This window comes from Roseateles sp. YR242, assembly GCF_900109745.1.
Taxonomy (GTDB): domain Bacteria; phylum Pseudomonadota; class Gammaproteobacteria; order Burkholderiales; family Burkholderiaceae_C; genus Roseateles.
Window position 1 is genome coordinate 472,245 of the sequence record NZ_FOAV01000003.1, and the last position, 25,916, is coordinate 498,160.

Consider the following 25,916-nt stretch of genomic DNA (forward strand, 5'->3'; position numbering starts at 1 on the left):
CGCCACGGGGCGCACCAAGGAGCCAGATGATGGGACAGGCCGATCACTTCCAGACTTTCCACCTGCACGCCGACGACGGCCGGGCGCACGTTCATTGGACGTCCGTGTCCGACATGGAATCGGTGCTGGGACTGGAAGCGGCCCTGCCCTATCTGATGGACCACGCCCCCGCGACGTTCGCCGAGCCGGCCCCTGCCGTCGTGTCGAATCCCCGCCACGCCGCGTGAGCCTGTGTCTGTCATCGACAAGGAGATCTACATGATGATTCGAGCCACCGTTCTCGCCCTGGCCACTGCTGTGGGCGCCATCACGATGCTTCCGGGCTGTGCCGTCACCCGCGGCCAGTCTTCCGTTGGCGAATATGTGGACGACGCCTCCATCACCACCGCGGTGAAGGCGAAGTTTGTTGAAGCCAAGACCGTGGACGCTTCTTCCATCAGCGTGGAAACGCTGCAGGGTGAAGTGATGCTGTCGGGCTTTGCCAAGAGCGCCACCGAAAAGAGCAGTGCAGAACGCATTGCTCGTGACGTCAAGGGCGTGAAGCGGGTAAAGAACGAAATCGCCATCCGCAACTGACGGCGGGAACATGCGTGGGGACGGCCGTCCCCGCACAGTCCCCCTCGCGCGAACGGTCCGCATGCGTTGGCATGTTGGCCGTTCGCGCGCAGTCATTTCCACCTGTGTAGTCCCGTTCCGGGCCGTTCGCCATGAACCCCCATGTCTCCAGTTCCACGCTGACTTGCTTCCTGGTGGAGGACAACGCCGTCATCCGGGAGAACCTGGTCGCGACCCTGGAGGAGATGGTCGATTTACGCGTGCTCGGGCATGCCATCGACGAAAACGGTGCCCTGGATTGGATGACGCAAGAAAGCCGGCCCTGTGACCTGCTGATCATCGACATCTTTCTCAACCAGGGGACGGGCCTGAACGTGCTGCAGGCGGCCAGCACCCGGATGCCATCCGCACACCGAGTGATCCTCAGCAACTACGCCACGCCGGACATGCGCCAGCGCTGCCTTGCGCTGGGCGCGCACCGGGTGTTCGACAAATCGGCGGAGTTGGAAGACTTGCTGGCGTATTGCCACAGCCTGGCCGAGCGGCAGGACCCCGATGCGGCGGCACCCCATGCAGACCGGTCCTGAACCCGCTGAGCCCCGTGACCCCGGCTGCTGGCCGCACGATGGCCCAGTCGCCGGGGTGGGCTCACTCGATCAGGCCGTTCTTGAGCGCGTAGTAGGTCAGCTCGCTGTTGGTGTTGAGCGAAAGCTTTTCCAGCACGCGGGAGCGGTAGGTACTGACCGTCTTGACGCTCAGCGACATGCCGTCCGCGATGTGCCCGACAGTCTCCCCCCGAGCCAGGCGCAGGAAGACCTGCAGCTCCCGCTCCGACAAGGTGTCGTGTGGCGCTTGGTCGGGCGATGCCCCCAGGCCTTCAGCCAGCAGTTCTGCGACGGCCGGGGTGATGTATTTACGTCCCCGGAACACGGTTCGAACCGCAGTGGCGATCTCTTCAGGGTCGCATTCCTTGTTGAGATAGCCACTGGCGCCTTGCCGCAGCAAGGTGGTGGCGTAGTGGGTCTCCGGGAAGCCGCTGAGGATGAGGACGGGCAACTCCGGTTTGCGGGCCTTGATGGCCGCAAGGGTTTCCACGCCGCTCTGGTCGGGCAGCGAGAGGTCCATCAGCATGACGTCCAGCTCGCCAGCGCGCACGAGGTCAAGGGCCTCGCGGCCCGAGCTGGCTTCACCGGTGACCCGCAGGTCGACCTGTTCAGAGAGAAATTGCCGCAATCCAGCGCGGACAATCGCGTGGTCATCAACGATGGCGATTCGGATCATGGTGGCCCTGGTCAGTTGGGCTAGTTGCCCAAGGGAGTGTAGAGGATGAGTTTCAAAGACACCGTGGCGAATCTGGGCAGCAAGACATGGGCCTTGCCGCTCGGGCTCTTTGTCGCCTTGCTGATGGTACTGATCAGCGAACTGGCCTACTTCGGAGCCGTCTCCCAGATGGACCGCCTGGTCACCTTGGGCCGGGCCCGGTTGGAACTGGTCAGACTGCTCGCGCGGGTGACGGACGCGGAGTCAGGGCAACGGGGATACCTGATCACCGGCCGGCCCGAATATCTGGACCCCTACCGCTTTGCCGCCGAGGATGCTTCCAAGGGCCTGAACTCCCTCGAACGCATGTATTCGCAGGTGGGGGCGGAGGATGCCGAGCGCCGCAGCCGCGAGATTGCCACCGCCGTGGCCGCCAAGCTCAGCGAGCTGCAGGAAGTCCTCAAGCTCTATCAGGACGGCCGCACGCAGGCCGCCCAGACCTTGATGATGACCGACATTGGTCGGGACCAGATGGAGCAGATCCGCCGCCGTTCAGCCGAATTGCTGGCCGATGAGAACAACCGCATCGCCCTGGGCACTGCCCAGGTCTACGACACCCTGATGCTCAACCGCATCGGTGTGGCCGCCATGACCCTGATCAGCCTGGTGGTGTTTGTGCTGTTTCTGCGCAAAAGCCGGGCCATGGACAACCAGCGGGAGCAGCAGCAACAGGACATCCGGGCGGAGCGTGACCGGCTGGAGATCGAGGTGGGCCGGCGCACGGCCGAGCTGACGCAGCTGGCGCGGCATCTGCAGACCGCCCGCGAGGACGAACGCGCCCGCCTGGCGCGTGATCTCCACGATGAACTGGGCGCCCTGCTGACGGCCGCCAAGCTGGATGTGGCGCGCCTGCGGCCCAAGTTGCAGGCCGAGGCGCCTGACCTGATGCAGCGGCTCAACCACCTCACCGAGACGCTCAACAGCGGCATTGCACTCAAGCGCCGCATCATCGAAGACCTGCGGCCTTCGACCCTGGACCAGCTGGGCCTGGTGCCCGCGCTGGAAATCCTCTGCCGGGAGACGTCCGAGCGCCTGGGCGTGCCGATCGAGGTGGATCTGGACACCGACGTGCAATTGCCACGCAGCGCTCAGCTCACCGCCTTCCGCCTGGTGCAGGAAGGGCTGAACAACATGTCCAAGTATGCGCAGGCCACCCATGCCAAGGTCAGTCTCAAGCAGGAATACGCCCAGGCGCTGGTGAGTGTGCTGGACAACGGCTGTGGCTTTGATCCTTCGCGCATGACGCTGGGCTCCCACGGGCTGCTGGGCATGCGTTTCCGGGTGGAAGCAGAGCGTGGACAACTGCAATTGCGCAGTGCGCCGGGCCAGGGCTGCGAGATCCGTGCCTGGCTCCCCTTGTCGGCGCAACCGGTAGCCGAGCTCGACACCCCTGACGTAGGCCTGCTCCTACAGCCGACCGGCACGGCGGGCGACCCGGCATCGTGGCAGCCACCGACCCCGCGCGGTTGAGCGCCTGTCTACAGTGAAGCCATGGTCCGGGAGAAATCCCGGCGCCATCGCTTACCAACACAGGACCGCAAGGCAGGACCCTCACATCACCCAAAGGTACGGCTTCGGCGCCGCCCCTGAGCCCCCTCGCGGATCCTCCTCCCAACCGAAAGGAGCCCATATGAAGCACGCTCAAGAACACCGCCCGATGCTGATGGTGTTGCCTGCCCTGGTGGCGGCCGTGGCCCTGGCAGCCTGTGGCCGCGAGGACGATGACCGCACGGCGGGCCAACGGCTGGACGACGGTATCTCCAAGATGGAGCAGAAGTCGGATCAGGCTCGCCAGGACACTCGCGAAGCCATGGACAACATGGGGCAGAAGATGGACCGCGCCACCGATAAGGTCAGCGCTCAAGCCCATGACGCCTCCATCACCACCTCGATCAAGACAGCGCTGGCGGGGGACCCCAAGCTCAGCGCATTGGATGTGAAGGTAGAAACCAGCAACGGTCATGTGACCCTGGATGGCACCGCGCCTGATTTGGCCGCGCGGGACCGCGCCGGTTCCATGGCGCTGGCAACCAAGGGTGTTCAGTCGGTCAACAACCGAATCAAGGTCAATGGCTGATTTCAGCGTCTGATCTGGACAGCGCCTGAGCGGCGCACTGCCTGCGGGGCCCCGGCCTCTCGCTCCACTCCAGGGCGAGGGGCCGGGGCCCTTTTTGCGATTAAGCAGCGTGGGTCTCAAGGGCGGGATGAACCGATCCGGGCGCATGACAACTCATGACCAGAGCGACGTGCCCTTCCGGCGCGGCTCGCTTTTGCAACAGCAGGAGTCAGCGATGTTCCCAATCCATTCGGCTGCGAGTCGTTCTCAAGGAACGGCCGGCCAGTTCTGCGTCGAAGCGGACGCGACCGACACTCAGTCCTACGCACAAGTCATCAAGAAGACTCTCGTCGGTGAGAAACAACTCAAAGACAGGAAGTTGGTGGCCTTCGAGCACCCGTCCATGCCCGTCGTGGTCGATCGGTTGATGAAGCTGAATGACCGCTTTGGCATGCCCCCGGAGGAGGAACTTCAAGAGTACTTGCCGGCTTGCGGCAGTCGTGTTAACGCCACAAGTCTCCCTTCCGCCGGGTTGGAAGAGCGTCTAGCGGTGTTCGCCAGCCCCGGTGAGGTGGCAAAGCCTGCTGGCCAGGTGCGCAGTACGAAGCTGGCGTGTGCACTGCTGCAATGGGAGGCGGACCAGGTTGTGCTCGTGACCTCAGCGGATTCGCGAAATCCTGTGCTGTCCGACTCCGAGCAACGCATCCCGGCGGCTGGCGGGCCCTTGGAGAGCCGCATGAAGTCGGGCCCAAGCGCCAATGGTGCCCCCTACTCCCTGGAGTTGGCCGCCACACTGCCCTCCGGCACGAGGGAAACGTCGACGGCAGGTCAATGGCACGTGGTACTGGACCAACTGGATGCGCCAACAGCAGGCAACATCCTCAAGGATCTGCACACAGCAGCGGCAGGCGGTAAAGTGGCCTTTGGTTGCCAAAGCGGCAATACGCGTTCGGGAGCGATAGCACTTCTCTTTTTCCAGCGGTGCCTGGCGGAGAAGCTGAGCAAGCAAGGGACGACGCCCACCTATTCCGAGTTGATGGCGCAAAGCCAGCAGTGGCAGAAGCTTTGCAAGGAGGAAAGAAGCTCGCACTTCGCCGAGCGGCTGCCCGCAGATCTGCTGGAGCAACACGCCCGGCTCCTGGAGAAGGAATTCGCGCCAACTGCTCAAGAGCGCAACGTATCGCCCCGCTTCGCTCCTCATGCCGGTGCCAGCTTGAATTACACGGAAGTCGAGCTAGTCGCGCCCGCGCAGTCGCAAGCCACCGCAAGGCATGAGCCCGCCATGGCGGAAGTGACATATACCGAGATCCTGCCCCAATTCAGGACTCCACCTGCGAACGCTAAAAAGCCACCGTTGCCGCACAGGCCCGGGGCGCTGTCGCCGCAACCAACACCCCCTTTATCCCCAACCCCATCCTCATCCTCATCCTCATCCTCATCCTCATCCTCATCCTCTCCACGGCGCACGGGCCCACCTCCCGTGGCACCCAAGCCCGTTCGGCCAGCGGTGGAAAGCGTTTATGCGCATTTGCATGGTGTCCAGGACGCTGGGTCTGGAAACATCTATGGCGAGGCATCAGCCTCGGAGATCGGCCGCCAGGTTCCGAGCTATGAGACTGTCATCCTGAGCGACTCACAGGCCTCAGGCAGTGCATGGAATTTGGACCGTCTGAAGCGTGGGTCCATGATCGTGAAACAAAGGGTGAAGCTCGATAGCGCCTCGCCTGCCGCTCGCAATGTCGAGGCTGAACGCGTGTGGGCGCCCTGGAGTGATCGCACGCATTCCTCCAGCGAGTCGCTGAACAGTTACCTCCACGCGGTCGCTGAAGACTTCTCCAAGGATGCTCCTCGAGGTTTCAACCCGTTCGCCGCCAAGAACAGCTTCGGGGTGCGTAAGGGCCTGGTAAACGTCAAGCAACAGGCGCTCAATGGCACCTGGGACACGCTGCGCAACGCGCTTCACGTCAGCGTTGACGGAGCCGCCGAACACGGCGATCTCACGGCCGATCAGATGCACAAGCTTTTCACAAGCAGGCTGCAGGAGCAATTCGAAGCGATGCCGAAGGATAAGCAGAACAAGTGGGTGAGCCGCAGTAGCTCACGACTGGCCCTTGCGGACGCCAAAGCGGAAGCGCGCCAGCGGCTGGAGGCACTGGATGATGAGCTCGAGCAGGCCGTCAAGGCGGCGGCCAATAAAGGGGCCAAGGAGCCGCACGACGATCTTTATCTCCTCAAGGAAAAGCTCATGGACGCCAACATGCTCTACATGTCTTACAGTGCCCTGCATGAAGTCGGGCAAGCGAATCAACGACGCAAGTGAGGCCGGGGCCCTCTGACCCTGTCCAGCGATGCCGGCTCACCCCCTCACATGGGTGGTGAAGCCGGCTCATCAACGCGGCAGCTTCAGGCTGCCGTTCTTGTTTCAGCGGATCGCCAAGTCTTCGGCCTTCTTGCCAGAGGCCAATGCGTCCTTGAACCAATTGGGCCGCTTGCCCACGCCTGTCCATGTGCGGCCGGCACCGTCGTGGTACTTCGGTGCGCCCATGGATTGACGGCCTGCAACGGCCTGCTTGCCAGCGGCCTTGCGGCCGGGCTTTGCGCCACTGCCGACAGGGCGGCCACGACGAGCCGTCTTCTTCGCGCCAGCGCCAAACAGTTCTTCCTGGGTCAGGCTGTAATGTTCGATGGCTTCGCGGATGCGGGCCACAACGCCAGAAATCTCCTTGGTACGAAGCGCTTCGGCTTCTTTTTGGAGTTTTTCGATTTGACTGAGAACTTGCTTCAACGATTTGGGCATTGATCTGCTCCGCGGATCGCGCGACGGGCCTCAGCCTCTATGTCGCATTTGCCTCCCAGGCGCGACTGTAGCGCTTTTGAGATTGCAAGTGGAATCGTCTTGTCGCTTGTGGAAAGTCAATGGATGAATATATCTGGCTAGCCATCGAGTGAAATCAGTCTGAAATGTCCCCGGTATGCTTGTTATTAAATCGAGAATCTCGCCCGAACAGCCGCGTAGGAAGTACTGCATGAACGACGATTGCTCAGCCACCGCCGCCGGGCCACGAAACCAGGCAGTTGATGGATATGAACTGGCTACCCAAATTCTTGAAGTCAGGGCCGTACTGGTGTCGCAGCTGTTTCGAAGTAAACATCTGCCGATCAACGACTGCTGGACACCGGCGCTCGAACAGGACTGGGGCTTGTTTCAGCAGTCGGTCGCCCACGGGGACGCCCATCTCATCGCCAGCAGGGAATGGGCATTGCGGGCGGCAATATTCGAGTCTGTCGGCAACGGGTTGGTGCTGTCACTCCTGCTGCACGGGGATGAACGATTGCGCAGGGGCTGTGGGGGAATACCCCCCACAACGAATGCCGCCGAACGGATGGCCACCATGCATCAGCTCGTCGCAGCCTTGAAGGCGGGCTCAGCGAAGGATGCGATGGCGGCAGCCATCACTCAGGTTGCACTGGATCAATGCGATTTGAAGTCGGTAGCGATTCAGCATTAGCTAAATGTTGTTGGGTCGAAATCCATCGGCCTTGACGAACGACAAGGCCGATGGATTCGATAGGGGCGGACCACCCAGGTTGCATGGGCGCTGTTTACAGTAGCCGCCCCGAGTGAATATCGATCCCGCCATGGTTCATCCTCCTCCACCCATCAACACACCGACCTACCTGCGACTGAGGATCCAGATCCGTGACGACATCATGAACGGTCAATGGCCGCTCGCCAGCCATCTGACCCTGCGCGGCCTGGGCGCGCACTACCGTGTGAGCAACGTGCCGGTGCGTGAGGCCCTGCTGCAACTGCAGGGGGACGGTTTGGTGGACATGAAGATGAACCAGGGCGCGGTGGTGACGCCCGTGGACGAGTCCTGGTTGCGCGATTTCATTGCGATCCGGGATGCGTTGGATGACATGTTGACCCGCAATGCCTGCACGCGCCGGCGGGTGGAGCAACTGGCGTTGCTGCTGCGTCACCAGCGTGCCCTGGCGGCGGCCGTCGAAGACCGTGACTGGGAAGCGATGTTCGCCATGGAACGACGATTCACCGCCTGCCTGTACGACACCGGCGGCAATGCGCATGCGGCGTCGCTGCTCGAACCCCGCAATTGCCTGCTGGAAGCCTTCCGGCGATCGCGCCAATCAGTCCCGCCCGTGGACCCGGTGCGCTGGGCTGAACGATTGCATCACCTCTGCGATGCCCTCACACAGGGTGATGCCGACACGGCATGCGCATTGGTCGCGCAACACCTGGCGGCACTGCGCCATCACATGCTGCGACTGCTGAATGCGCCCGCACGTCTGGCGTCGGGGTTGCGTTCGCCGGCGGGCGTTTGACCCTTGGATCAGGCACCTGGCGTATCGGGATGCCGCTCGCGCCACGCTCTGAGGGCCTGGCGATAACGATCCATTTCCAGATCGTGCAGATCGAAGATGCAGGGGTCGCAGCCATTGCCGCAGCAGGCCTCGAAATCGGGCTGCGGCGGCGCGGTGGGCATGGGATCGTCGTCAGGGACTTCCGGCGTTGTCATGGGCGTCATTGTGCCCGCGGGTCTGGGGCCTCACGGGTGTACGGTGACCTGCCAGCCTGCATCGGTGGATGCCGTGGTGGTGATGCGCACCGGCAGGAAACGCTGAATGGTGTCGAAGTTGGTCGTGGCATGGGGCGTCAACGCGGTGGCCGTGTAAGACGCTGCAAGGCCGCGTTGCCAGACCGCCAGAGCCAGTGGCAGCACCCATTGATCGGCCAGATGGGGGCCCAATGCACCGGGAAGCCGCAGATAGTCCCGCAGCTCCTGGACCAGGCGCGTCGCCACGGTTTCCGCACTGACGCCCTTCTCGCCAATCTGGGTGAAGACCTCGGTGACGCCTTCGTGGGTCAGAGTCGCCATGAGGGCATTACCGGGGCCTTCGTTCTGGCGCAGGGGCACGACCTGGCGTGGGTCGTAAATCCATCCCATGGCCTGCGCCAGCACCTCCAGTTCCCGATGGGCGACGTTGCGCGGCAGGCCCGGCGCCAGGCACTCGGCCTGACTCGAGAGACGCTCGCCCCGCGCCAGCAGGTCAAACGGCTGCAACTGGCCTCCCGCGGGTTCCAGGCTCACGTCCACCTCACCGCCGCCGGCCGGATAAAAGCCGGCGCGGCGCAGGGTCATGGACGATGCCGCACCCAGGCGGCGCAGCAAGGGCGCATAGCTGCGTTCGAGGAAGTGGAAGGGGGGCGCCATGGGATTGTGGGTGCCCCCGGACAGCGACAGGGACGATGGCCCGTCCGCCAGCATCAGGGCCGGCCACACGGTCTGCAGCACCAGCATGCAACTGCCGGCGCTGCCCACCTGGAAGCGATAGCGGCCCGCGCGCACCGGCCCGGGCGTGAAGCGAAGCGTCTGGGAATGTAGTTCAGCCCCCGTCACTTCCGCCCCGCTGATGGCGGCGGCGGCCTTTACGCAAGTCAGGTGCTGTCGCATCAGGCCAGGCTTGGCCCGGCCGGCACGGATGCGTTGGAGTTCAAACGCCTGCCCGGTGCACATGGCCAGCGCCAGCGAGGTGCGCAGGATCTGGCCGCCACCCTCCCCGGCGGCTCCATCAATATCGATCATTTGGCTTGTTCTCTTTTTTAGCCCTTCACACACACCACCTGCTTGAGGGTGTGCACCACTTCCACCAGGTCGCTTTGCGCCGCCATCACCGCGTCAATGTCCTTGTAGGCCATCGGAATCTCGTCGATCACCTCGGCATCCTTGCGGCATTCCACGCCAGCGGTGGCCTGGATCTGGTCGTCCACGGTGAACAGCTTCTTCGCCTTGGTACGGCTCATCACACGGCCGGCGCCGTGGCTGCAGCTGTCAAAACTCTCCGGGTTGCCCAGGCCGCGAACGATGAAGCTGCGCGCTCCCATGCTCCCAGGGATGATCCCCAGCTGGCCACGCTTGGCGCTCACTGCGCCCTTGCGGGTCACGAACACGTCTTCACCGAAGTGGTGTTCCTTCTGCACATAGTTGTGGTGGCAGTTCACCGCCTCCACATGCGATTCGAAGGGCTTGGAGATGACCGTGCGCACGGTGGCGATCAGGTTGGCCATCATCACTTCGCGGTTGCGCAGCGCAAACTTCTGGGCCCACGACACCCCTCGCACGTAATCTCCGAAGTACTGGGCGCCTTCCTCGAAGTAGGCCAGATCCTTGTCTGGCAGATTGCGCTGGTTGCGCTCCGCATCCTTCTTGGCCAGTTCGATGAAGTGATTGCCGATGGCATTGCCCACGCCACGCGATCCGGAGTGCAGCATGAACCAGACAAAACCGGTCTCATCCAGGCAGACCTCGATGAAGTGGTTGCCAGTGCCCAGTGTTCCCAGGTGCTTGCGGTTGTTGGTGTTCTTCAGGCGCGGATGCAGCTCGCATAGCGCGTCGAATTCATCCACCAGCGTGGCCCAGATCTGGTCGACCGATTCGGGCGGATTTTCCCAGGCGCCCTGGTCGCGACCACGGTGACGCGGGGACGATCCGTGCGGCACGGCGCGCTCGATCGCGCTGCGTAGCGGCCCCAGGTTGTCCGGCAGGTCTTCCGCCCGCAGCGTGGTCTTGGCGGCCATCATTCCGCAGCCGATATCCACACCCACGGCGGCCGGAATGATCGCCTTGATGGTGGGGATGACCGACCCGATGGTGGCGCCGATCCCCAGGTGCACGTCGGGCATGGCCGCGATGTGCTTGAAGACCACCGGCAGACGGGCCGCATTGGTCAACTGCTGCTTCGCTTCGGGTTCCACGGGAACACCTTGGGTCCACATCTTCACGGGGACGCCACCCGGCACTTCTTCGATGTTGTAGTTCATGCTTTTCCTCGTTTGATCTTGTACCTGTTCCAGCGCAAGGCCTGTGCCAGCAAATCGGCAGCGTGCGAGGAGAGCCGATAAGTTGTTGATTAAAAAGGATTGTCTTCGATTCTTGGCGCTGAACGGCCTCATCGATCGCAGAGGAATGGCCTAAAAAACTAGAATTGGAGCTAGCCAAGTTAGATAAGTGAATCGTTGGATATGACCCGCAACGTTGTCATCGGATTTCTCGGCACCCAGCTCGATGGCGGCCTGAGCCCGGCCCGGTGGGAGAAATGGCGACCCACCGTGTCGCTGGTCCAGCATGACGACATGGTGGTGGACCGGGTCGAGCTGATCCATTCCAGCCAGCACACCGCTTTGGCCGAGCTGCTGGCCCGGGACATGGCCTCGGTATCTCCCGAGACCGAGGTGCGGCTGCACGTCATGGATGTGGCGAACCCGTGGGACTTCGGCGAGGTCTATGCTGCGCTGTATGACTGGGCTCGCGCCTACGCCTTTGATACTGGCGGGGAGCGCTACTGGGCCCACATCACCACCGGCACGCATGTGGGCCAGATCTGCATGTTCCTGATGGTGGAGTCCCGGTTCATCCCCGGCGTGCTGCTGCAGACCTCGCCGCCGCGCCGACAGCGCCAGGGCGACCCCGGCTCCTACACCTTGATCGACCTGGACCTGTCCCGGTATGACGCGCTGGCGCAGCGCTTCAACCAGGCGCACACGGAAGCGCAGGACTTTCTCAAGAGCGGCATCGCGACCCGCAATGCCAGCTTCAATGCCTTGATCGACGAGATTGAGCGGGTGGCGGTGCGCTCCCGAGCGCCCATCTTGCTCACCGGGCCCACCGGGGCGGGCAAGTCCCATCTGGCACGCCGCATGTTCGAGCTGAAGCAGAGCCGGCACCAGGTCAGCGGTGCGTTTGTGGAGGTCAACTGCGCCACGCTGCGAGGCGACGGGGCCGCCTCCACCCTGTTCGGCCATCGCAAGGGGGCGTTTACCGGGGCGGTGGCCGACCGGCCCGGCCTGCTGCGCAATGCCGATGGCGGGGTGCTGTTCCTGGACGAGATCGGGGAACTGGGGCTCGATGAACAGGCCATGCTGCTCAAGGCGGTGGAAGACAAGCGCTTCCGCCCGATGGGCGGGGACAAGGAGGTCAGCAGTGATTTCCAGCTGATCGCCGGCACCCACCGGGATCTGCGGCAGGACGTGCAGGCGGGCCGTTTCCGGGAAGACCTGTTTGCGCGGATCAACCTGTGGTCCTACACCCTGCCGGGTCTGGCCCGGCGCCCGGAGGACATCGAGCCCACGCTGGACTATCTGCTGGCGCTGGCCGTCGCCGAAGGCGGGCGCTCGGTGCGCTTCCATGCCGAGGCGCGGCAGCGTTACCTGCAGTTCGCCAAGTCCACCCAGGCGCCATGGAGCGGCAACTTCCGGGACCTGACGGCCAGTGTCACCCGGCTGGTCACCCTGGCCGAGGGCGGGCGTATCTCGCTGGCGCTGGTGGAGGCGGAGATCCAGCGCCTGCAATGGTTCTGGGCACGTGAACCCGTTGCGCAGGATGAGCAGGCGGTTGATCTCGACGCCCTGCTGCCGGACCCCCTGCGGGCCGGCCTGGACCTGTTCGACCGGCTCCAACTGGAGGCGGTGGTGCGCCTGTGCCGGCAGAGCAGCAGCCTCTCGGACGCCGGGCGGCGGCTCTTCGACCAGTCCCGCACCCAGCGCACCGTGGTCAACGATGCTGACCGCCTGCGCAAGTACCTGCTGAAGCACGGATTGAGCTGGGACCGTGTGACAGGCCGGTGACGTGCCCCTCGTTTCACGGGCTTGTGCCATCTTTTGGGGATTGCGACTTCTTGGCCTCGCGCGCATGGTGCACACTGCACCACCGTGGGGCAAAAGTGACCAGAGTGTTCACCTTCGCCTCGACCAGACGAAACAAAACGGACAAACAGGCGCTGCGCCAATGCGGGGCACCTGTCTCTGAGAGGCGGCAGGATGAAGATCGCATACCTAATCAATCACTATCCGAAGGTGAGCCACACCTTCATTCGCCGCGAGATCATTGCGTTGGAGCGGCAGGGTGTGGAGGTGTTGCGCGTGGCGGTGCGGGGCTGGGACGACGCCGCACCAGACCCGCAGGACCAGCAGGAAAAAAACCGCACCCACTACCTGCTGCGCCATGGCCTCATGCCCTTGCTGCAGTCCACGCTCGCCGAAGCCGTGGCCGCGCCCGTCCGGTTCTTCAAGGCGCTTGGCCTGGCGCTGCGGCTGGGTCATCGGGCCGACCGGCCGATGCCGCTGCACCTGATCTATCTGGCGGAAGCCTGCATGGCCGTGCGCCTGCTGCGTGCGCAGGGCATCAGCCACGTCCACGCCCACTTCGGCACCAACTCCACGGAAGTGGCGCTGCTGATCGAGGCGCTGGGCGGCCCGGGCTACAGCTTCACCTGCCATGGCTCGGAGGAGTTCGACAAACCCGAGTCCCTGCACCTGGGCGAAAAGATCCGACGCGCCCGGTTTGTGGTGGCCATCACGTCCTTCTGCCGCAGCCAGGTCTACCGCTGGGTGGACCACACCCATTGGCCCAAGATTCAGGTGGTGCGCTGTGGCGTGGACCCGGCCTTCCACACCTTCAAGCCGGTGCCGGCCACCGGCAAGCGGCTGGTGGCGGTGGGCCGCCTGTGCGAGCAGAAGGGCCACCTGTTGCTGCTGGAAGCGGCGGCGCGCCTGGCCGCGGAGGGGGTGGACTTTGAACTGGTGCTGGCCGGCGATGGTGAATTGCGCGAGCCCATCGAGGCCCGCATTGCCGAGCTGAAGCTGGAGCGCAAGGTCCGCATCACCGGATGGATTGGCAGCGACCAGGTGCGCGAAGAGATGCTGGCAGCGCGTGCGCTGGTGGTGTCCAGCTTTGCCGAGGGGCTGCCCGTGGTGGCCATGGAGGCCATGGCGCTGCGCCGCCCCGTGATCAGCACGGCCATTGCCGGCATCCCGGAACTGGTGGTGCCGCAGGAAAACGGCTGGCTGGTGCCCGCGGGCGACCCCAAGGCACTGGCGCGGGCCATGGCCGCCTGCCTGGCCTGCGACGACGCCACGCTGCAAGGCATGGGTGAGGCCGCCCGCGTGCGGGTGCTCGGCAGCCATGATGTGGATCTGGAAGCGAGTCGCCTCGCGGCGCTGTTCCGGGATCAGTTGGGCGAGGAGCCCGCGATGTCGGACCTGCACGCGTCCGCCCATGGCGTGGTGGTGGGCGGCCACGGGGACTGAGCGGTCAGTCCAGCCGCTGTACCTCGTCGCCTGGCGAGCCCGGCTCGCATTCGTCCCCCAGCGGTGTCCAGCCCCGGTGGACCACGATTCGTCGGTCCTTCAGGCACAGTTCCACCCGTTGCGCCGACGGGACCTGCTGGCGCATGAAACCCTGCAGTGAATCCGGCAGGCTGACGCGCATGCGCAGGGCATACAGATCATCCAGGGGATGGTCATCCACATGCAGCAGCGGCACCCACTGGCCGATGAACATCAGCCCATGGGAGCCGACCTGCACCTGCGCAGGCTCATAGGACTGGGTCTGCAGCCAGCGTTGCGCCTGGGCGCGCTCATAACGGCGGCTATCGGCGGCCTGGGCCCGCGCATCAGTGTCGTCCCAGGCCGCTGCCAGCATCTCGGCCACCCACTGGTTGCAGTTCTGGTAGCGCAAGCCATAGGCGTAGGCATTGGCGCTGTAATGCGCACCGAGCAGGTTCAGGGCCGTCGGCTTGTCCAGCGCCCGATCACGCAACTGCGTGTCCTTGAAGCCCGGCATCGTGACGATGGAGACGTAAGCGGTGCCAGTGGCCTGGCCCGCCAGCAGGAAGGCGGCCAGGCCCTGGTCAAACAGCCGCGGCCGCGATTCGTCGCAGACGTAATACAGCTGCCGCACCGCCCAGGCGCCTTCTGGGTTGTCCTTGAGCGCGAGGCCGGCGTGGGAATAACGGATACCGAAGCGACGCAGGTCGGTGCCTGCGCGGGACACCAGCGCGGTGCTGCTGCCGGACCGGTCCAGTTCCCGCATGACCGTGGCGGTGAAGCGCAGGATCAGGTCCTGGTCGCCGGCGGAGACCGCCTGGTGGCGTTCACACAGGCCGAACGACTGGGCCTGGGCGAGCGGGGAGAGCCCCAGCCCCAGCCCCATGCCGAGCACCCACCCGACGAACGCCAGATCAGATCGCAACGACCTTGCTGCTCAGCTGCTGGCGCCAGCCATCGTCCAGCACCAGGTAGAACGGTTTTTGTGACTGCTCATCCGAGAACTCCAGACCATAGGCACGTTCCTTGACCTGCACCAGCTGGCCCTTGGCCAGGGGTTGCTGGTCCAGCGTCTTGATGGGTACATACAGGTTGAAGGATTGCATCGCCTGCGGCGACACGCCGTCTTCCGCCTGCAGGGCGACCTGCATGATCCCGGCGCGGTCCTTGGCGGCGGCCACGTCCACCACCCGGTAACGGCCCTGGCCGACCTTGCGGTCGTCCTTCTTCGAACTGTTGCTCGAAGCGCCGAGGGAGTCGGACACGCTGCCCGACGACTCGGAGCCGGCGCTGGAGGCCGAGGAGACAAAGCTCTCCGCCTGCACGGCGAAAGCCGCCATGGCCAGCACGGCGGCAGCGGAGATGGGAAGGAGGCTCGGACGCATGGGGAGGAGGGCGCAGTTGCTGACCGGGCTGATTACAACAGATGCCGGTGTACGGCAGGTTGACGCCGTGTTGCAGGTGTGACCAGTTTTCTCGCCGGCTGGCGCGGCGCAGTGCAGCGCCCTGATGCAGGCCCTGATGCAGCCCCTGATGCAGCGGTTCCCTGATGCACCGGCTCGGGGCTGCTGCGCCCCGCGAGCGGGAATCTGTTCCTATCACCGCACACGCCCATCGTCGCCGGGCGCCAGCGTCATTTGATTGCGGGTCGACCCCAGTACCGCCCATGGCCCGCTGCCATAAAGTTCAACAGACCGTTGAAGCTTAAACAACGGTTGCAAAGACAAGTCTGTTGAACGGACGTTGGTTGGGACAGTTGAAGACGCTCCTGGACACGTCGACCGGGAGCCCGTGCACTGAAGGACTGGGTCATGGCGATCTTTGGAGAGCGTGGCGCTGCGGCGCATAGGGTGGACATGGCGCGCAGGGCGCTGGTGTCAGCGGTGCTGGCCACAGCCGCCACCGGGGTGATGGCGGCGGAGCCGCCCGCGCTGGACGTGGTGCTCACCCCGCAGGTGCAGGAGGGGCGCATCGTGCGGCTGGACGTAGACATGCGCCTGTCCGCACCGGCCATCGATGCAGGCAAGACCATCGTGCGTGCACCGGTGGTGCTGGTCGGTACGCCGATGGCTGCCTACCCCGCCGAAGCCATCCGCGCCAATGATGAAAAGGGCGAACTGACGCTGACCGCCTCCGAGGAACCGGCCACCCCCACGGGCACCTACCGCCGCTGGACGGCCGACCGCGCCACGGTGGGAGATGTGCGCCTTCGCTACGGCACGGCGCCCCGTGTGGTCAATGCCGAGACCCGCAACGGCCCGCTGTTTGACCTGCGCAGTGAGGCGGGCGGCATCATCGGCTCGGGCAACTATTTCTATGCGCTGCCGGAAAGCCGTGCGCCGCATCGGGTGTCTCTGCACTGGGATCTCTCCAAAGCGCCGGCCGGCTGGCGCGGTGTATGGAGCCTGGGCGAGGGGGACCAGACCGCTGTCATTCCCCCGGACACGCTGGCCTTCAGCTTCTATGCCGCCGGCCCGGTGCAGAGCAAGCCGCAAGCGCAGCTGAGCCCCACCAGTCCGTTCGCTTTCTACTGGCTCTCTCCGCCGCCGTTTGACCCGATCCAACTGGCGACGGACACGGAGAAGCTCTACAAGTTCATGTCGAAGTTCTTCGAGGATGCCGGCGGCTCCTACCGTGTCTTCGTGCGTGGCAACCCCTACAAGGCGGGCGGCGGAACGGCGCTGGCCAAGTCCTTCATGTTCAGCTACGGCGTGACCGGCGAGACCGCCAGCGGCGGTGATGAACAGATGTTGCTGGCCCATGAGATGGCTCACAACTGGCCGCGCCTGGATGGCGACGAACATGCACTCACCGCCTGGTACACCGAGGGCACGGCGGAGTACTACTCCACCCTGCTGGCGCTGCGCGCAGGGGCGATCTCGCTGGACAAGTTCCTGAAGCTCGCCAATGAGAAGGCGGACGACTACTACACCAACCCCTACCGCACGCTCTCCAATGCCGAAGCCGGCAAGAAGTTCTGGCAGGACGCGCGTGCCCAGCGGGTGCCTTACGGCCGGGGCTTCATGTATTTCGCGCGCCTGGATGCGCTGCTGAGGGCCAGTTCCAAGGGGAAGAAGCGCCTGGATGACCTGGTGCTGGCGGTGCAGCGGGCACAACGGCGTGGCGGCAAGGTCGGCCTGGAGGAATGGGACCGGATGGTCACGAAGGCCCTGGGGGCCGCCGGCCGCAAGGACTTCGATGCCATGGTCGCCGGTGAACGGATCGAGATGCCGCCCACCACCTTCGGTCCGTGCTTCAAGCCTGTGGCGTCCACGGCCGCGCCGTTCGAGCTCGGGTTCGACGACATGCGCCTGGGCGCGGTGTCCAAGCTGGTGGAAGGCAGTGCCGCCGCGAAGGCCGGCCTGAAAGAGGGGGACCGCATCGTGGACCTCACGCCACTGCGCGAGGTGCGCGAGAACGCCACGGCGCACATGGCGTTGACGGTGGAGCGGGACGGACAGCTGTTGAAGGTGGACTACCTGCCACGCGGTACCGCTGTGCCGTCGGTCCAATGGGCCCGGGTGACGACGGTGCCGGACACCGCCTGCAAGCTCTGAGGAGAAACGCATGAAACGGCGCGATGTGCTGCGATGGGCTGGAAGTGCGTCGGTGGCCGGTGGGGCCGCCGCTGCGGCTGGCGGGGCTTTTGCATCAAGCGCGGCCTCTGCCGCTGCCAGCGCCGCCGCCCCCGCACAAGGGCCGATGCCGGCGCCACCCGCCACTGCAGCCGTCACGCTGCCCGACCGCGCATCGTTCCACTATCCCGCCGATGTCTGCTACCTGGACGCCGGCACCATGCACCCCATCAGCCGGGGCGCACAGGCGGCGCTGGACGCCTACGTGTCGTACCGGACCGTGGGCCAGGGACGCCCGCCGTCGATGGGTTTCGATGACGACGAGGTGCGAGGCAAGTTTGCCCGGCTGATCAACGCGCAGCCGTCGGAGATCGCCTATGTGCAGAGCACCACGGCCGGCGAAAACCTGATCCTCCAGGCACTGGGCCTGCCTGAACGGGGCGCCCATGTGGTCGTGGATACGCTGCATTTTTTCGGTTCGCTCCCCACCTATGGCGAGCTGGCGCGGCAAGGGGTGGACGTGACCTGGCTGCGGCCCAGGGACGGTCGCATCCCCATCGAGGACATCGAACGTGCAGTGCGCAAGGGCACGCGTCTGGTCGCGCTGTCTCAGGTGTCGACCATCAATGGATTCGAGCACGACCTGCGTCGCGTCTGCGAAATAGCCCATGCCAAGGGGGCACTGGTGTACGCCGACATCGTGCATGCGGCAGGCTGCGTGCCGGTGGACGTGCGCGCCACCGGGGTCGATTTCGCCTCCTGCGCCAGCTACAAATGGCTGATGGGGGACTTCGGGCTCGGCTTCCTGTACGTCCGCAAGGACCGGCAGGCGCTGCTGCGCCCCCGCCAGCTGGGCTACTACGCGCTCTCCGCCTTTGCGATGCACAGCCTGCCGTTTGATCCGCCTGAGCCGCCCGCCCGTGGCAAGGCCGCCCCGCCGGTGGACTATGCCCGGCGCGACGACGCCCAGGGACTCTTTGGCATCGGCACCTACGCGCACACTGGCCTGGCCTTGCTGAACCATTCGCTGGACTACCTGCACCGCGTGGGTGTGGCGGCCATCCAGTCGCATGCCTTGACGCTCACCGCCCGCCTGAAGGAGGAGTTGCCGCGCAGGGGCTACGCCCTCTTCACGCCGCCCGAGTCGCGTTCGCCGCTGGTGACCTGTGTGCTGCAGGACGCCCGCAAGAAACTTTCCGCTCCGTTGAATGAAGCCAGGGTGCGCATCACCTTGAGCGCCAATCGCTTCCGTGTGTCGGTGTCCGTGTTCAACACCCTGGACGACATCGACCAACTGCTCGCCGCGCTACCGCGCCTCTGAGCGAGCCTTGCGAGCCCCGTGACGCGGCAAGCCGTGGCGCGGACGCAGCACACGACACCGGATTTTCCCGAGGTCGGCAGCGGGCAAGGGGGAACCCCAGTACACCGCCTGGCCTCACCCACCTAAATTCAACAAACGGTTGAGTATTAAACAAAAAGTCATACGGCAAGCGAAGCGCTGATTTCGGCGCTGGATGTACCGACGGAGCACGTCTTCCCCAGATCCCGAAAGGCCTCCCCATGAGCACCCGCTATCCCATCGCCACCCCTTCCGCTTCCTCTTCCACCTCGGCTTCCACCTCGGCTTCCAGCTTCAGGCTTTCGTGCGTTGCCGACGCGTCCCGTTGCCTGGTGCTCTGCGCCGTCCTGGGTGCTGCGATGAGCGGCCAGGCCTTGGCCGCCGACGAAAAGAAGGACGGCGAAGCGCAGCAGCTGGACACCGTGGTGGTCACCGCGCAGAAGCGTTCGGAAAGCATCAAGGACGTACCCATGTCCGTCGAGGTGGTGGACACCGAGAAGCTGGCCAGCCAGGGCATGGTCAAGCTGGCGGACTTCTACACCCAGGTGCCGGGCCTGACCCTTGTGCAAAGTGCCACCAGTGGCGCCATCATGATGCGGGGCATCGGCACCACGGCCGGTATCGGCATCCGGCCGACCGCTGGCGTGGTGGTGGACGACGTGGCTTATGGCTCCGCCGCCAACACCAGTGTCATCCCCGACCTGGACCCCTCGGACCTGCGCCAAATCGAAGTTCTGCGCGGCCCGCAGGGCACGCTCTACGGTGCCAGCAGCATGGGGGGCCTGATCAAGTATGTGCTGAACGATGCGGACACGCGCCGCGCCACGCGCCGTGTGGAAATTGGCGCCTCCGACACCCGGCACGGCACCGACGGCTATGTGGCGCGCTTCTCGCTGAACCAGCCCATCACCGACGACATCGCCGTGCGCCTGAGCGGGTTCAAGCGCCGTGATGCCGGGTTCGTGCACAACGTCAACGACCCTGACGAGGACGGTGAGACGCGGGTCTCGGGCGCCCGTTTCGCCGCCCTGTGGCGTGTGAACGACCGCCTCAGCCTGCGCTTGTCCACCATCACCCAAAGCACCCGCACCACCTCCAGCAATGTGGAGGACGTGAACTATTCGCTGCAGCCGGTGGACGAGGCCTACAGCCACTCGCGCGCCGTCGGCAATGACAACTTCCACGGCCGCAGCAGCGTCAGCACCTTGAAGCTCACGGCCGACCTGGGCTTCGCCACGCTGGACGCCATCACCGGCTACAACGACCATCTGCAGGGCGCCAACCAGGATGTGTCCTACACCGCCATCGGCTCCGTGGCCCCCTTCATCGCGGCCGCGATGGGCATCGACCTGGAGAACCCGGGTGCGGCCATCGTCAACCGCTACAACAGCAACACCACCACGCAGGAAGTGCGCCTCTCGTCGAAGGACGGCGCGCCTGTCGAGTGGCTGGTGGGCGGCTACTACAGCAAGGAGAACGTGCACAGCGTGCAGGACTTCTACCTGGCCGAGACGCTGGAGCACTATGTGGTGCCCAATCCGCCCCTGCTGACCTCCGAGGGCGGCAGCCACTACACGACCAAGGCGGTGTTCGGTGATGTGACCTACAAGTTCACCCCCAAGTTCGATGTGCAGCTCGGTCTGCGCCGGGCCCAGGGCAAGAACAGCTCCGCTGGCGAGGCCGGCGGCGCGCTGGCCGATGCGCAGACCTACAGCGAGGCCAACAAGGACAACAACACCACCTACCTCTTCTCGCCGCGCTACAAGTTCTCCAAGGACCTGATGGCTTATTTCCGGGCGGCGTCGGGCTATCGGCCCGGCGGCAGCAACGGGGAGATTCCGGGCTCCACCATTCCGACCAGCTTCAAGTCCGACAAGCTCAACAGCTACGAGCTGGGTGCCAAGGCAACACTGCGCGAGTACGGCCTCAGCCTGGATGCGGCGCTGTTTCGCATCGACTGGTCGGACCTGCAGCTCAGCCAGTACGACCTGACCTACGGCTCCAGCTACACCATCAACGGGGGCAAGGCGCGCAGCGACGGCGTGGAACTCAGCGGCGTGTGGACGCCCAACATGGACTGGAAGCTGACTGCCAGCTATGCCTACAACAATGCCAGGCTGGCGCAAGACATTCCGGGCTTCATCGAGGGCTCCAGCGCCTACGGCAAGAACGGGGACCGCCTGCCCTATTCCGCCAAGAACACGCTGGCCTTGTCGGCCACGCGCACCTTCACTGTGGCGGGCAGCTATGACTGCTTCGCAGGCGTCAACTACAACTACGTCGGCTCCCGCCAGATGGAGTTCGAGCAGTCCAGCACCCTGCCTCGCATCTCGCTGCCGAGCTACTCGACGGTGGGCCTGAACCTGGGCGTGAGCACCGACCGCTGGACGCTGACCCTGTACGGCCGCAACCTGACGGACGAGAAGGCCTATACCAATGCCTCGCGCCGGGCTGCCTCGCTCGCCAGCGGCACGTCGGCAACCATTGGCGCCACGCTGGTGCAGCCGGCCACCGTGGGGTTCACACTGGCCTGGAACATCTGAACCCGTGGCCTGGACCGGGTGTGAGCGCGCGGGGGTGAATCGTTACCTCACCACCGGTCCCGATGGGCGATTCTTGCGTCATAGTTGAGCCCCACTACAAATTGTTGAATAGCGGGCCAGGGAACAACATGAGCAAGCGTAGCGAGGTCGAAACCGTCAAACCCAAGCTGCCGCGGGTGCGCAAGGCCGCGTTGCCTGCAGCGGTTGCGGCCGAACGTGCGGCGCTGTTCACTGCCCTCCGGCCGGTGGTGCAGATGCTGGGGTCCATGGTGGGCCCCAACACCGAGGTGCTGCTGCACGACCTGACCCGGCCGGAGCATTCCATCCAGGCCATTGCCAACGGCCACATCTCCAACCGCAGTGTGGGAGATTCCATCATCTCGGGTCCCCGGGACGATGTGGGCTTTCACGAGGCGCAGCGGCAGTTGTCCGTCAAGGGCAAGGGCGAGCACTCGGTGATCATGGACTACCCGACGGTGACCGACGGCGGCCTGCGTCTGCGCTCATCCACCGTGCTGTTCCGCGACTCGCTGGGCGAACCCTTCGCCGCGCTCTGCCTCAATGCCGACATGACCATGTTCGAGGCCACTCACGCCTGGCTGGAGGGCTTCCTGAAAATGCAGGCCCGTCCCTCCCGGGAGGCGAGCCCGCAGCCGGCCATGGACACGCTGATGCAGGACATCATCGACGATGCGGTGCGCCGGTTGGGCAAGCCCGTCTCGCTGATGAACAAGGATGAGAAGACGCAGGCGGTGCAGGCGATGCTGCAGCGAGGCCTGTTCATCGTGAAGGGTGGTGTGGAACTGGCGGCGCAGGCTCTGGGGGTCTCGCGCTTCACCATCTACAACTACATGGAAGCGCTGCGCCTGCGTGGTGATGCGGACGAAAGCCATCTGCCCAAGGGCATGACGCGCGGCACCAGGCGCTGAATCTGCGCGGCGGCGCATAGCGGACAACACGGCGGATTCCGAGGGTTTACCTGATGCACGGGGCTGGCCCTCGCTTCTATCCTTTGATTCAACAATCTGTTGAACGCACGACGAGGTGTTGAGTCTGTCGGCGGCTCGCAGGGAACTTCCGAACCATGGCATTGATTGAACAACGTCTCGAACAACTCGGATTGAGCCTGCCGGCCCAGATCCAGCCGCCTCCGGGCGTGCACCTGCCCTTTGCGTTTGTGCAGCAGCACGGGGCGCGGGTCTTGATCTCCGGCCATGGTCCGCTGAACCCGGATGGCACGCTGGCGCAGCCGCTGGGCAAAGTGGGGCGAGACCTCACCGTGGCGCAGGGTTATGAAGCGGCCCAGCGCACCGGCCTGGCCATCCTCGCCAGCCTTCAGCGCGCATTGGGTGACCTGGACCGCATCAAGTCATGGACCCGCATCTTCGGCATGGTGAATTCCGCCCCCGGTTTTCATGAACATCCTGCGGTGATCAACGGGTTCTCGCAGCTGATCCTGGATCTGTATGGCCGGGACCAGGGTCAACACACCCGCAGTGCCGTGGGCATGGCGGAGCTGCCGTTCAACATCCCCGTGGAAATCGAGGGAGAGGTGCTGCTGTATGCCTGAGATCTCCCCACGCCTGCTGAAGATCTGGCTGCGCGCGCTGCCGGTGATGTTCGCGGGGATTGCGGCCGGCTCGAGTGGGGCGTTTGCACAAATATCAGGGGCCCCGATCGAGCGGGCCGCACGGACCGCTGGGGCCGAGGCTGCGGACGCTGCCTCCCCGGCAGATTCGAGCGTCTTCCGGGTGGAGCACGAGAGCCGCCATCAGGGCGTCTTTCACGGCCAGACGGTCGCGTACCGTGCCGTGGTCGAGCGCTTCTCACTGCAGCTGGATCGCGGCCCGGCCGGTGACGTGGTCGCCACCAGCTACATCGCGAGCCCGACCGGTTCCGGACGCCACGGGCGCCCGGAACCCAGCGATCGGCCAGTGATCTTCCTGTTCAACGGCGGGCCCATTTCGCCGTCGGTCTACCTGCACATGCTGGCCTTCGGTCCCAAGCGCCTGGCGGTAGCGGCCGATCTGACGGCCGACCCGAAAACCTTCCCGGTGGTGGACAACACCGAGACCGTGCTGGACCAGGCGGACCTGGTGTTCTACGACCCGGTGGGCACCGGCTTCAGCCGGCCCGCCAGCGGCAACCGGGTGGAGGCGTTCTTCTCGGTGGAGCGCGACGCGCGCGAGCTGACCCAGTTCGTGCTGGCCTGGTCCCGGGCCCATGGCCGCTTGAACGCCCCCAAGTTCCTGTTTGGCGAAAGCTACGGCACCATTCGCGCCGCCGTCGCGGCGCGCCAGCTGGCGGAGCTGCCCACCCCGGTGCGCCTGGACGGTGTCTTCCTGATGGGTCAGGCGCTCAACATCATCGAAACGGTGGGGCGGCCCGCCAATGTGATGAGCTACGTGGTGTCCCTGCCCACGTTGGCGGCGCTGGGCTGGTATCACGGCAAGGTGGCGCCCCAGGGGCGCAGTTTCGAAGCTTTCCTGGACGAGGTGCGCCAGTTCTCCACGCGTGAATATCTGCCTGCCTTGCTGCAGGGCAGCCTCATCGAGCCGGCCGACCTTCACCGGGTGGCCAGCCGGCTGGAGGCCCTGACCGGCTTGCCGGCGGCGCGTTTCGAGCAACTGGGCCTGCGGGTGTCCAAACCCCGCTACCGGCAGGAGTTGCTGGCCGATCGTGGCCTGGTGCTCGGTGCCAATGACGGCCGTTACGCTGCAGCGGCCAAGCCAGGCCAGGACCCTTCCGGTGTTTATCTGCCCCGGATCTCGGAAGCTTTCGACCAATACCGCCGCCGGACGCTGGGCGTGCCTGAACGGCTGGGCACCTATGTGGTGGACTCGCCAGTGGACAGCCTGGACGCCTGGAATTGGGGCAACACGCAGCCCTTCGGTGACTGGGCCTATATGGAAGACCTGCGGGTGGCGATGCAGAAGCTGCCCGGTCTGCGCCTGGTCATCGGCACCGGTTACCACGACACCCTCACCACCGTGGGTGCGGCCGAGCAGGCGCTGGCGCAGAGCGGGTGGCCCCGCGACCGTGTCAGCATGCGCTACTACCAGGGGGGGCATATGGCCTACACCATCGATGCCAGCCTGGCCGCATTGATGAACGATGTGCGCGCCCTGGTGGCCCCCCCATCCCGCTGAGGCCGCATCATGAACGCCACGTCACCCCCGCTGCGCCCCCGTCCTGCCACGAGCGCAGACGCGGTTTCGGTGCCGGTGGCTGCGCCGGCCCAGGCCCCGGGCAGCACCCAGCCGCTGGCCTTGCCGCGCCCGGATGACTTTGCGCTGAGCGGCACCTTCCTCAACGCCGCGTTCAGCCATCCGGTGCCCAAGATCGTGGCGCAGCAGATGCGCCGCCATGTGGAAACCCGGACGGCCGGCGTGGCCAACACCCAGGCCGCGCGGGAGCAGGCCATCCGGCACTTCGCCCGCCTGGTGGGCGCGGACACGGACGAACTGGCCTGGGTGCCCAGCACGACGGTGGGCGAGAACCTGGTGGTCCAGGCACTGGGGGTCGCCCAGGGCGGGCGTGTGATCACGGACGCGCTGCATTTCGAAGGTTCGCTGTATCTCTATCAGGCGCTGGCGTCCCGCGGCGTGCAGCTACAGGTCTTGCCTCAGCAGGATGGGCAGGTGAGCCTTGAGCAATACGAAGCCGCATTGGCGGTGCCGCATGCCGGTGGCCCCACGCTGGTGGCCATTTCCTTGGTCTCCGCGCACAACGGTTTCCAGCATGACCTCCAGCGCCTGTGCGCGCTGGCGCACGCGCAGGGTGCGCGGGTGTATGCCGACATCATTCAAGCAGCCGGCAACACGCCCATCGACCTGTCTTTGAGTGGTGTCGACTTCGCTGCCTGCGCCACCTACAAGTGGCTGATGGGCGACTTTGGTGCCGGCTTTCTGTATGTTCGCCGTGCCGTGCAGCCGCAACTGCGGCCGCCCCAATACGGTTACCGCCAGCTGCAGGCCTTCCAGACCCATCTGTTCCCGTACGACCCACCGGCTCAGGAGCTGTTCAGCTACGAGAAACGGGGGGGGGCCGCCGCGCTTTTTGAGGTGGGCACCGTGGCCAATGCCGCCGTGGTGGCCTTGAGTGTGTCGCTGGGATATTTGCTGGACATCGGGGTCGAACGCATTGAAGCGCACCGCCAGCCGATGCTGCAGCTGCTGCGGGCGGAATTGCCGCGTCACGGCTACCTGCCGCTCACCCCGGCGGATTCCCGTTCGGCCATCGTTGCCTTCGCACGGCAGGACGCGGCCGCCACGCTGGGTCCGCGATTGGCGGCGGCGGGTGTGCAGGTCCAGCTGCATGCCCATCGCCTGCGGATCTCCCCGTCCTTCTACAACGAGCTGGCGGACATCGAGCGTCTGCTGGACCTTCTTGCCTCCTGAGCTTC

General features: G+C 65.1%; 24 protein-coding genes. 17 read left to right on the plus strand and 7 right to left on the minus strand.

The annotated features are described in order from the left end of the window. The first annotated feature begins 29 nt into the window (after positions 1–29). The 3 genes from BMY53_RS09295 (at position 30) to BMY53_RS09305 (ending at position 1,142) form a co-directional block, all read left to right on the plus strand. Entirely contained in the window at positions 30–227 is a 198-nt protein-coding gene (locus BMY53_RS09295) for a hypothetical protein (protein ID WP_143074007.1), read from the plus strand. A 31-nt stretch (positions 228–258) separates the two neighbouring features. Further along, positions 259–576 carry a BON domain-containing protein gene (locus BMY53_RS09300; protein WP_092945974.1) on the plus strand — a complete coding sequence of 106 codons (318 nt, stop codon included), beginning with the start codon at positions 259–261 and terminating at the stop codon, positions 574–576. A gap of 131 nt (positions 577–707) precedes the next feature. Next, positions 708–1,142: a response regulator gene (locus BMY53_RS09305; RefSeq protein WP_092945787.1), complete on the plus strand. Its 435-nt coding sequence runs from the start codon at positions 708–710 to the stop codon at positions 1,140–1,142. A gap of 61 nt (positions 1,143–1,203) precedes the next feature. Here BMY53_RS09305 and BMY53_RS09310 read toward each other — a convergent pair whose 3' ends face one another. Beyond that, a complete protein-coding gene (locus tag BMY53_RS09310; protein ID WP_092945789.1) occupies positions 1,204–1,836 on the minus strand; it encodes a response regulator in 633 nt (210 codons plus the stop codon). Between the two features lie 45 nt (positions 1,837–1,881). Here BMY53_RS09310 and BMY53_RS09315 point away from each other — a divergent pair, with 45 nt between their 5' ends. The 3 genes from BMY53_RS09315 to BMY53_RS09325 all read left to right on the plus strand — a co-directional run bounded on the left by BMY53_RS09315 (position 1,882) and on the right by BMY53_RS09325 (position 6,251). Then, positions 1,882–3,345 (plus strand): CHASE3 domain-containing protein, encoded by a 1,464-nt coding sequence (locus tag BMY53_RS09315; RefSeq protein ID WP_092945791.1) that lies wholly within the window; start codon positions 1,882–1,884, stop codon positions 3,343–3,345. A gap of 160 nt (positions 3,346–3,505) precedes the next feature. Continuing rightward, positions 3,506–3,952 (plus strand): BON domain-containing protein, encoded by a 447-nt coding sequence (locus BMY53_RS09320; protein WP_092945793.1) that lies wholly within the window; start codon positions 3,506–3,508, stop codon positions 3,950–3,952. Positions 3,953–4,097: 145 nt separating this feature from the next. Then, a complete protein-coding gene (locus tag BMY53_RS09325; RefSeq protein ID WP_092945795.1) occupies positions 4,098–6,251 on the plus strand; it encodes a hypothetical protein in 2,154 nt (717 codons plus the stop codon). A gap of 102 nt (positions 6,252–6,353) precedes the next feature. On the opposite strand, the gene BMY53_RS09330 is transcribed toward BMY53_RS09325, so the two are convergent. Then, on the minus strand, positions 6,354–6,638 hold the full coding sequence (locus BMY53_RS09330) for an H-NS histone family protein (RefSeq protein WP_404947862.1): 285 nt from the start codon (positions 6,636–6,638) through the stop codon (positions 6,354–6,356). Positions 6,639–6,957: 319 nt separating this feature from the next. Here BMY53_RS09330 and BMY53_RS09335 point away from each other — a divergent pair, with 319 nt between their 5' ends. Together BMY53_RS09335 and BMY53_RS09340 are read left to right on the plus strand one after the other, a co-directional pair. Further along, positions 6,958–7,440, plus strand: a complete 483-nt coding sequence (locus BMY53_RS09335) for an FCD domain-containing protein (RefSeq protein ID WP_177200801.1) — start codon at positions 6,958–6,960, stop codon at positions 7,438–7,440. 130 nt (positions 7,441–7,570) lie between these two features. Further along, on the plus strand, positions 7,571–8,275 hold the full coding sequence (locus tag BMY53_RS09340) for a GntR family transcriptional regulator (protein ID WP_143074008.1): 705 nt from the start codon (positions 7,571–7,573) through the stop codon (positions 8,273–8,275). Between the two features lie 8 nt (positions 8,276–8,283). On the opposite strand, the gene BMY53_RS09345 is transcribed toward BMY53_RS09340, so the two are convergent. Genes BMY53_RS09345 through BMY53_RS09355 form a run of 3 tightly spaced genes read right to left on the minus strand, consistent with a single transcriptional unit; the run spans position 8,284 to position 10,772 of the window. Beyond that, on the minus strand, positions 8,284–8,469 hold the full coding sequence (locus BMY53_RS09345; RefSeq protein ID WP_092945803.1) for an oxidoreductase-like domain-containing protein: 186 nt from the start codon (positions 8,467–8,469) through the stop codon (positions 8,284–8,286). A gap of 30 nt (positions 8,470–8,499) precedes the next feature. After that, positions 8,500–9,537 carry an RNA 3'-terminal phosphate cyclase gene (rtcA, locus tag BMY53_RS09350; protein WP_092945805.1) on the minus strand — a complete coding sequence of 346 codons (1,038 nt, stop codon included), beginning with the start codon at positions 9,535–9,537 and terminating at the stop codon, positions 8,500–8,502. 17 nt (positions 9,538–9,554) lie between these two features. After that, positions 9,555–10,772 carry an RtcB family protein gene (locus BMY53_RS09355; RefSeq protein ID WP_092945807.1) on the minus strand — a complete coding sequence of 406 codons (1,218 nt, stop codon included), beginning with the start codon at positions 10,770–10,772 and terminating at the stop codon, positions 9,555–9,557. 201 nt (positions 10,773–10,973) lie between these two features. Between BMY53_RS09355 and rtcR the strand changes: the two genes are divergently transcribed. Continuing rightward, entirely contained in the window at positions 10,974–12,575 is a 1,602-nt protein-coding gene (gene rtcR, locus BMY53_RS09360; RefSeq protein ID WP_092945809.1) for an RNA repair transcriptional activator RtcR, read from the plus strand. Between the two features lie 192 nt (positions 12,576–12,767). Then, positions 12,768–14,036 (plus strand): glycosyltransferase, encoded by a 1,269-nt coding sequence (locus BMY53_RS09365; protein ID WP_092945811.1) that lies wholly within the window; start codon positions 12,768–12,770, stop codon positions 14,034–14,036. A 4-nt stretch (positions 14,037–14,040) separates the two neighbouring features. On the opposite strand, the gene BMY53_RS09370 is transcribed toward BMY53_RS09365, so the two are convergent. Together BMY53_RS09370 and BMY53_RS09375 are read right to left on the minus strand one after the other, a co-directional pair. After that, positions 14,041–14,979: a DUF2145 domain-containing protein gene (locus BMY53_RS09370; protein ID WP_255370105.1), complete on the minus strand. Its 939-nt coding sequence runs from the start codon at positions 14,977–14,979 to the stop codon at positions 14,041–14,043. Then, on the minus strand, positions 14,969–15,439 hold the full coding sequence (locus tag BMY53_RS09375) for a hypothetical protein (protein ID WP_092945815.1): 471 nt from the start codon (positions 15,437–15,439) through the stop codon (positions 14,969–14,971). The genes BMY53_RS09370 and BMY53_RS09375 overlap by 11 nt, the downstream gene beginning before the upstream one ends. Positions 15,440–15,865: 426 nt before the next feature. Here BMY53_RS09375 and BMY53_RS09380 point away from each other — a divergent pair, with 426 nt between their 5' ends. The 7 genes from BMY53_RS09380 (at position 15,866) to BMY53_RS09410 (ending at position 25,911) form a co-directional block, all read left to right on the plus strand. Continuing rightward, positions 15,866–17,611 (plus strand): M61 family metallopeptidase, encoded by a 1,746-nt coding sequence (locus tag BMY53_RS09380; protein ID WP_143074009.1) that lies wholly within the window; start codon positions 15,866–15,868, stop codon positions 17,609–17,611. A gap of 10 nt (positions 17,612–17,621) precedes the next feature. Further along, positions 17,622–18,950, plus strand: a complete 1,329-nt coding sequence (locus BMY53_RS09385) for an aminotransferase class V-fold PLP-dependent enzyme (RefSeq protein WP_092945819.1) — start codon at positions 17,622–17,624, stop codon at positions 18,948–18,950. A gap of 239 nt (positions 18,951–19,189) precedes the next feature. Then, on the plus strand, positions 19,190–21,511 hold the full coding sequence (locus tag BMY53_RS09390; RefSeq protein ID WP_092945821.1) for a TonB-dependent receptor: 2,322 nt from the start codon (positions 19,190–19,192) through the stop codon (positions 21,509–21,511). 128 nt (positions 21,512–21,639) lie between these two features. Next, entirely contained in the window at positions 21,640–22,440 is an 801-nt protein-coding gene (locus BMY53_RS09395) for a helix-turn-helix transcriptional regulator (protein WP_092945823.1), read from the plus strand. A 155-nt stretch (positions 22,441–22,595) separates the two neighbouring features. Next, complete coding sequence (locus BMY53_RS09400) at positions 22,596–23,081, plus strand: RidA family protein (protein WP_092945825.1); 486 nt, start codon at positions 22,596–22,598, stop codon at positions 23,079–23,081. Further along, positions 23,074–24,660 (plus strand): S10 family peptidase, encoded by a 1,587-nt coding sequence (locus tag BMY53_RS09405; RefSeq protein ID WP_218151210.1) that lies wholly within the window; start codon positions 23,074–23,076, stop codon positions 24,658–24,660. The genes BMY53_RS09400 and BMY53_RS09405 overlap by 8 nt, the downstream gene beginning before the upstream one ends. Positions 24,661–24,669: 9 nt before the next feature. Then, positions 24,670–25,911 carry an aminotransferase class V-fold PLP-dependent enzyme gene (locus BMY53_RS09410; RefSeq protein WP_092945827.1) on the plus strand — a complete coding sequence of 414 codons (1,242 nt, stop codon included), beginning with the start codon at positions 24,670–24,672 and terminating at the stop codon, positions 25,909–25,911. Positions 25,912–25,916 lie beyond the last annotated feature (5 nt).